This window comes from Lactovum odontotermitis, assembly GCF_054658595.1.
On record NZ_BAAGGQ010000006.1, the window covers coordinates 116,667 to 123,115 of the forward strand.

Consider the following 6,449-nt stretch of genomic DNA (forward strand, 5'->3'; position numbering starts at 1 on the left):
CACTCCTAGCCTCTTGTTTTTCCACCCGCAACATTTAGCGTTACACCGTCCACATAACCTGCGCGCTCTGAAATGAAATACGCGACCAAATCCGCGACTTCCTGTAACTTTCCATCTCGTCCGAGCGGAATCGTCTTGGTATTGCTGTAGCCGGCCCGCAGCTGTTCTACTGTGATTCCACGTGTATAAGCCAAAGCACTTTCATATTCTGGTGTGCGCAAGCCTGTTTCTTCCATAATGCCTGGCGCGATTCCAACCACGCGAATACCTTTTTTACCTAGTTCTTTTGCCCATGAACGCGTAAAGCTGTTCACGGCCGCTTTTGTTGCTGCGTAGACGCTCTGGCCTTCTGAGCCTTCCAGCCCGCATTCGGAAGACATATTGATGATAACGCCGCCGCCATGCTCAACCATTACACGACCAGCAGCCTGCGCCATGAAGTAGACGCCTTTCTGATTGATGGCAATCATTTTATTAAACATGTCCTCGGTGATTTGAAATTTTTCATCTACTAGCAGTGCGGGAATATTGACACCGGCATTGTTAACTACTGCGTCAATGGTGTGAAATTTTTCCAGCGTGGCTGAAACTGTTTTCTCTACCGAAGAAGCGGAGGTCACATCTGTTTGGCTGAAAAATAAATTTTCATGCGTAAACGTGCTTTCTCTCACATCTGCATTAACCACTTGAACTCCTAATGCACACAGTTCTTTAACAATTGCTGCGCCGATACCGGAAGAGCCTCCGGTGACAATGACTGTTTTTCCTTTAATACCTAACCAATCCATGAGTCACCTCCTGAGTTCTTTTTCTTTGTAGCTGTCAATCTTCACGTTTCCTTTCTTTTTTATGGGTTTATTATAAAATAAGAATTCCCGTTTTTTTATCTAATCCGCTGCACGATGCGCGTGCAAATTCTTCAATATTAATTTTTATTTCATTTCACTATTATTCGTGCAATTTTTGAAAAATTAGTATAAATATAATACTGTATAATAGAAATATCATTAAATGTTTAGTTAGAAAGGAGGCGCTATTGCTAAGCCAAAGACAATTTCAAATTTTGAATATGTACTTATCTTCCAATAGCGAATTTCTGACCTCAAAGGATTTCGCATCCGCTTTTGGTATCAGTGTGAGAACGGTGAAAACGGATTTGAAATTTATTCTGGATTACTGTCAGAAGTTCCGCTCTTTTAAGCTTGAAACTGCGGCTTCCCGAGGTTCCCGAGTTATCATTCTCGACAAGAACCGGTTCTCGGGGGAATGGGCTCAAGTCCAGAAAGAAGCTGCGAGCGATGTGTCTGACTCTAAAAATAGAGCAAAATTTGTGATTCGCTTTTTATTGGAACAAAAGGATTTTAAATCTAAAATCCAGCTGGAGAATGAGTTTTACTTGAGTGAATCAACTTTGTATCTTTGTATGAAGGAAGTCAAGGAGATCCTGGCTTCTTTCAATCTGCAGCTGTGTTATAAGACGAATTTCGGCTACAAGGTTGAGGGGGAGGAGCTTGATAAGAGGATTTGCCTGGCAAAGCTTGAGCCTGACACAAAGTACGGCATGCATCAATTATCTGCGTCTCGCCCGGATGATCTTTTTGAGATTTATAAAACGGTGGCGAATTCTTTTTTGGAGATGCAGTACCGTGTGAGTGAGAGCATGCTGCAGAATATCACGGAGCATGTACATCGAAATCTGGTCAGGATTCGAGGCTGTTACTTTGTTTCAGCGGCTGTCAGCTCGGAAGATCTTTCCAAGTCGGAGGCAAAGGCTTATCAGATTGCTGAAAATATTCTTCAGCGGCTCTTGAAATATCGGACACTTGACACACAGATGTTCAAAAACGAAATCAATCTGCTGACTTTAATTATTCTAGGAAAACTGGAGTATTCTGAAAGCAGTGAGATTCAGGAAAAAATCAACAACTTCGTTGAAGCTGCCTTTCTGAAAATTGACAAAAAGTTTTCAACAAATTTCGGCCTGTCTGCTGTTTTGAAAATGAAAATCACCTTTCATTTAATCCCGCTTTTTTACCGCGTGAAGTCGAGAACACAGCTTACCAATGCCATGGCTGAGGAAATCACACAAAAATTCCCGCAGGCCGCAAATATTGCTTTGTATTTTACTGATTTGCTCAATAATGCCTACGATTTGAAAATCTCAATTGATGAAATTGCTTATCTGATTCTGCATTTCAACTACGGGTTGAATCTGCTGGGGCCAAAAGAGCTGAAGAAGCGCATTCTCATTATCTCTGAACTCAGACAGTCTGAGACATCGCTTCTGAAATATAAAATCTCCCAGTGGTTCCCGAATCTCATCGCAAGCATTGATTTCATTTTTCCAAATGGAATTGATTCTACAGACATTGAAAGCTACGATGCGATTTTCTCAACAGAAGAAAACCTGGAAAAGTACCACGGCGGCGTGATTCATCTGAGCTACTTTCCGTCCGAGAACGACTTTGAGCGGATTAACTTGGCGCTCAACGGATTCAACAGCATTTCTTCAATTTTGTCTAAATTCTCGGAAAACGCTTTTTACTTTGGAAACATCTCCTCTAAAGACGAAGTACTGGAAACCATGGCAAAGATGGCAACCGGTCGTCATCTAAACAGCGAATTTTTAAACGCCGTCAAAGAACGCGAAAAAATTGCCAGCTCTTATTTCGGCAATGAAACAGCCATGCCGCATCCATTAATCCCGTTCACAGAAAAAACAATTGCCTCCGTTGCACTCCTGAAAACACCCATCCAGTGGGACAGTCTCCACAAGGTCCAGCTCATCATCCTCGTCTCAATCGCCAAAGACAACCCGGTCGAATTCCAGTTCTGGCACTACATGTCCGCTTTTGTCCAAAATGAAAAGACACTTCCAGATTTGCTGAAAATGCCTACTTATGAAAATTTTATTCAATGCTTGAGCGAATCATTGGCGGGGGAGTTTTAGGATGTAAAACGTGTAAAAAAATCAAATCAATCACCCGGTTTTCGTAAGAACTCAACCGCCAAAGAAAAAAGCTGCGAACTTTTATGCCTTCGCAGCTTATATTTTAGAGGCCGTTTCGATGTCAGCCCCAATCTCTCAATAGCGCCACAGCAGAATCAGTTCTTCCATAGCTCTTCCACTTTTTTCTGCACTTCCGCATTGGCCAGGAAATCGTCGTAATTCTCGTTGACGCGGTCAATACAGCCTTTCCTGCCGAGCACGATAATATGATTGGCAATCGTGGAGATGAACTCATGATCATGCGTGCTGAAAAGAATCGAGCCTTTGAAATTCGTCAGCCCGTCATTCAGCGCAGAAATCGACTCCAAGTCCAGGTGGTTGGTCGGGTCGTCCAGCACCAGCACATTTGCGCGCAGGAGCATCATTTTGGACAGCATCACGCGGACTTTTTCGCCACCCGAAAGCACTTTGACCGATTTCAGCGACTCCTCGCCGCGGAAAAGCATACGGCCGAGAAAGCCGCGGAGATAAGTGTTGTCGTCCTCTTCCTTCGTCTTCACAAACTGACGCAGCCAGTCAAGAATCGAGTCGTCGCTGTCGAAATCTTTTGTATTGTCTTTCGGCAAATAGCTCTGAGACGTTGTGACACCCCACTTAATGTCGCCCGTCACTTCCATATTATCTGCGATGTCACCAGCCAGAGCACGAAGCAGTGCCGTCTGCTGGAGGTCATTCTGGCCGATAAAAACTGTTTTATCGCCGGGGTTCAGGATGAAACTGATGTTTTCAATGATTTTCTCACCCTCAATGGACACGCACAGATTATCCACGCGCAGCAAGTCGTTGCCGATTTCACGATCCTGCTCAAAATTAATGAAGGGATATTTCCGAGACGAAGGCACAAAGGCCTCCACTTCAATCTTGTCGAGCATTTTCTTTCTCGACGTCGCCTGCTTGGACTTGGACGCATTGGCCGAAAACCGCGCAATGAAATCCTTCAGCTCAGCGATTTTTTCCTCCGCCTTGCGGTTCTGGTCAGACTGCAGACGCAGCGCCAGTTCAGAGGACTGCTTCCAGAAGTCGTAGTTGCCCGGATAAAGCTTAATCTTGCCGTAGTCAAGGTCAGCCATGTAAGTACACACGTTGTTCAAAAAGTAACGGTCATGGGAAACGACAATGACTGTATTTTCAAAGTTAATCAGGAATTCCTGCAGCCACTCGATTGCGGGAATGTCCAGCCCATTAGTCGGCTCGTCCAGCAGCAGGACATCGGGCTTGCCGAACAAGGCCCGCGCCAAAAGCACCTTGACGTGCTCGCCAGCTGTGAAGGTCGACATGAAGTCATAGTGACGGCTGTCTGAAATGCCCAGGCTCTGCAGGAGCTGCGCCGCCTCGGTTTCGGCCTCCCAGCCGCCCATCTCAGCAAACTCCGTCTCAAGCTCGGCCGCCTGCACACCGTCAGCTTCTGTAAAATCCGCCTTCGCATAGATGGCATCTTTCGCATCACGCACCTCAGCCAGACGGGCATTTCCGCCCATCACCACATCAAGCGGCGTCTGGTCTTCATAGTCAAAGTGATTCTGGCGCAGGACAGACATACGCTCATTTGGCCCCAGTGACACGTGACCCGTCGTCGGCTGGATTTCACCGTCCAAAATTTTCAGGAAAGTTGATTTACCCGCGCCGTTCGCGCCAATCAAGCCGTAACAGTTGCCCGGCGTGAATTTTATATTGACCTCGTCAAAAAGTTTGCGGTCGCTGAAAACCAATGAAATATCTGATACTGTAAGCATGAAAAATCCTTTAAAATAGTTATTTGTCCTATTTTATCACACTTTAAGCAAAATTTAGCTTTCACTTGAGCCTTTTTTAAGCAAGCAGCCTTATAATTCATCTTGTAGGTGACTCCTACACCTACATTTCCCCTTAAAATTTTTCATAAAAACTCCTAAAATAAAAATCTACCACTAAGGATAGATTTTTATTTTAAAATTAACATAAAATTATTAATATGACATAAAAATCATTCTTTTGACATTTTAATCATATTTGTTTTAGTTTTCTTTAAGGAAAAATTTTTATAATAAAACACCCAAGACAAATCTGTCTACTTCTTTCTTTGTAGAGCTCTAACAGATGAATAGGGATCAAGTCGCTAATGGCGGCTTTTTTATATTGTTTTATCTTATTTTCTGGTCATTGTGTCCACAACTTATCGGGTTAAAGCAATCGCATAATAACCCTGATCGCGCATGATATCCGTCGGATTGAAAGTTAAATTATTATTGAGCCCAGAATCAAGCGGGTGAATCGCGTCATTTGAGTCAAAAATCATCCATTTTCCGTCTGCTGTCAGCTTTTTGATGACGATATAGTGACCAGTACTTGTAAATGGCGACAACTGACCATTGCTATATGGAGCATAACCTGGCACTGACTTGCCGCTAATCAGCACCATGCCGCCGGAGCGCAGCACCTGATTGATTTGTTCAATTTGTGCAGCTGTGCCTTCACCGTGTCCCGGATTGTCAAACAGAACTCGGGTGTTGAGACCTAAATGCTGAGCGATAGGAATTGTTGATTCCCCGCGGTCTTCAAACGGAAAAGCACCAGCCGAATTTGCCCAATCTAAGACATCGTTCGGCGTAAAATGCTGGCTGAACAAAGCATCCGCCGCCATCAGAACCGAAACCAGACCACAGCCAGACGTGCCCACTGTGCTTGGGCCAAAAGCTTTATAGGCCCAAGCCGGGTCTTGCTGAGTCAATACTGTGTAGCCCAGCGAGTCATTGTGCGGTACCCCGTTTGGATTGTAGCCCTGCCCGACACCGACACCATACCAGGCGGTACCTTCATTTCTCCAGCCGGCATTTGTCAGATTGTTTGCTTCAGCCATGCTCGTCGTATAATTATGCGCACCAGCCAGAGCATTTGGGTTATAGCTGCGGTAAAGCGGAATTGACCCGCCGGAATACCAGCTGATTCCTTCGTCATTCCAGCCGACAGAGACCAGCTTATCACGCTCAAAACTTGACAAGGTGTAGAAATGGTCGCCGGCATTTGGATTATAAAGACGATAAACCGGACTCCCGGTGGACGGCGCAACCCAGCCCGTCCCTTCGTATTTCCAGCCGGCAAACAAGACATTATCACGTTCGGCTTCACTTGCCGTATAAAAATGTTCGCCGGAGTTGGGATTATAAAGACGATACATTTGCGAATCAGCGCTAGACTGCGCCGTGATTCCTACAGCTAAGGCAAAAGAAAAAATAATGCCGGATGTATAAGTTAAAATTTTCTTCAAAATATCCTCCTATTGGAAAAGCATTTTCACAAGCGCTTAACCTTAATTTGTGTCAATGATTACTTTTTATATCTTAACACAACTTGAGACTTATGTAAATATATGAAATTATCAAATAATTAAGTATTTTTTCTATTCCAAAAGTTGACAATAGACGGCTTTTTGTATTTTAAACTTAGACATTCTGTAAAAATC

The 6,449-nt window shown here is 44.2% G+C and carries 4 protein-coding genes; 1 reads left to right on the forward strand and 3 read right to left on the reverse strand.

From position 1 onward, the window contains the following. Positions 1-5 precede the first annotated feature (5 nt). Entirely contained in the window at positions 6-788 is a 783-nt protein-coding gene (locus tag ACYQ2E_RS05145; protein WP_460016999.1) for an SDR family oxidoreductase, read from the reverse strand. A gap of 347 nt (positions 789-1,135) precedes the next feature. Here ACYQ2E_RS05145 and ACYQ2E_RS05150 point away from each other — a divergent pair, with 347 nt between their 5' ends. Further along, positions 1,136-2,950 (forward strand): BglG family transcription antiterminator, encoded by a 1,815-nt coding sequence (locus tag ACYQ2E_RS05150; protein ID WP_460017000.1) that lies wholly within the window; start codon positions 1,136-1,138, stop codon positions 2,948-2,950. Positions 2,951-3,105: 155 nt separating this feature from the next. Here ACYQ2E_RS05150 and ACYQ2E_RS05155 read toward each other — a convergent pair whose 3' ends face one another. Both ACYQ2E_RS05155 and ACYQ2E_RS05160 read right to left on the reverse strand, forming a co-directional pair. Further along, positions 3,106-4,743, reverse strand: a complete 1,638-nt coding sequence (locus tag ACYQ2E_RS05155) for an ABC-F family ATP-binding cassette domain-containing protein (RefSeq protein ID WP_460017001.1) — start codon at positions 4,741-4,743, stop codon at positions 3,106-3,108. 419 nt (positions 4,744-5,162) lie between these two features. Then, on the reverse strand, positions 5,163-6,254 hold the full coding sequence (locus ACYQ2E_RS05160) for a hypothetical protein (protein ID WP_460017002.1): 1,092 nt from the start codon (positions 6,252-6,254) through the stop codon (positions 5,163-5,165). Between the last annotated feature and the right edge of the window lie 195 nt (positions 6,255-6,449).

What these genes read in the sequence shown, in the direction of transcription:
- ACYQ2E_RS05145 (WP_460016999.1), bottom strand. Translation starts at nt 788, where the DNA reads ATGGATTGGTTAGGTATTAAAGGAAAAACAGTCATTGTCACCGGAGGC.
- ACYQ2E_RS05155 (WP_460017001.1), bottom strand. Translation starts at nt 4,743, where the DNA reads ATGCTTACAGTATCAGATATTTCATTGGTTTTCAGCGACCGCAAACTT.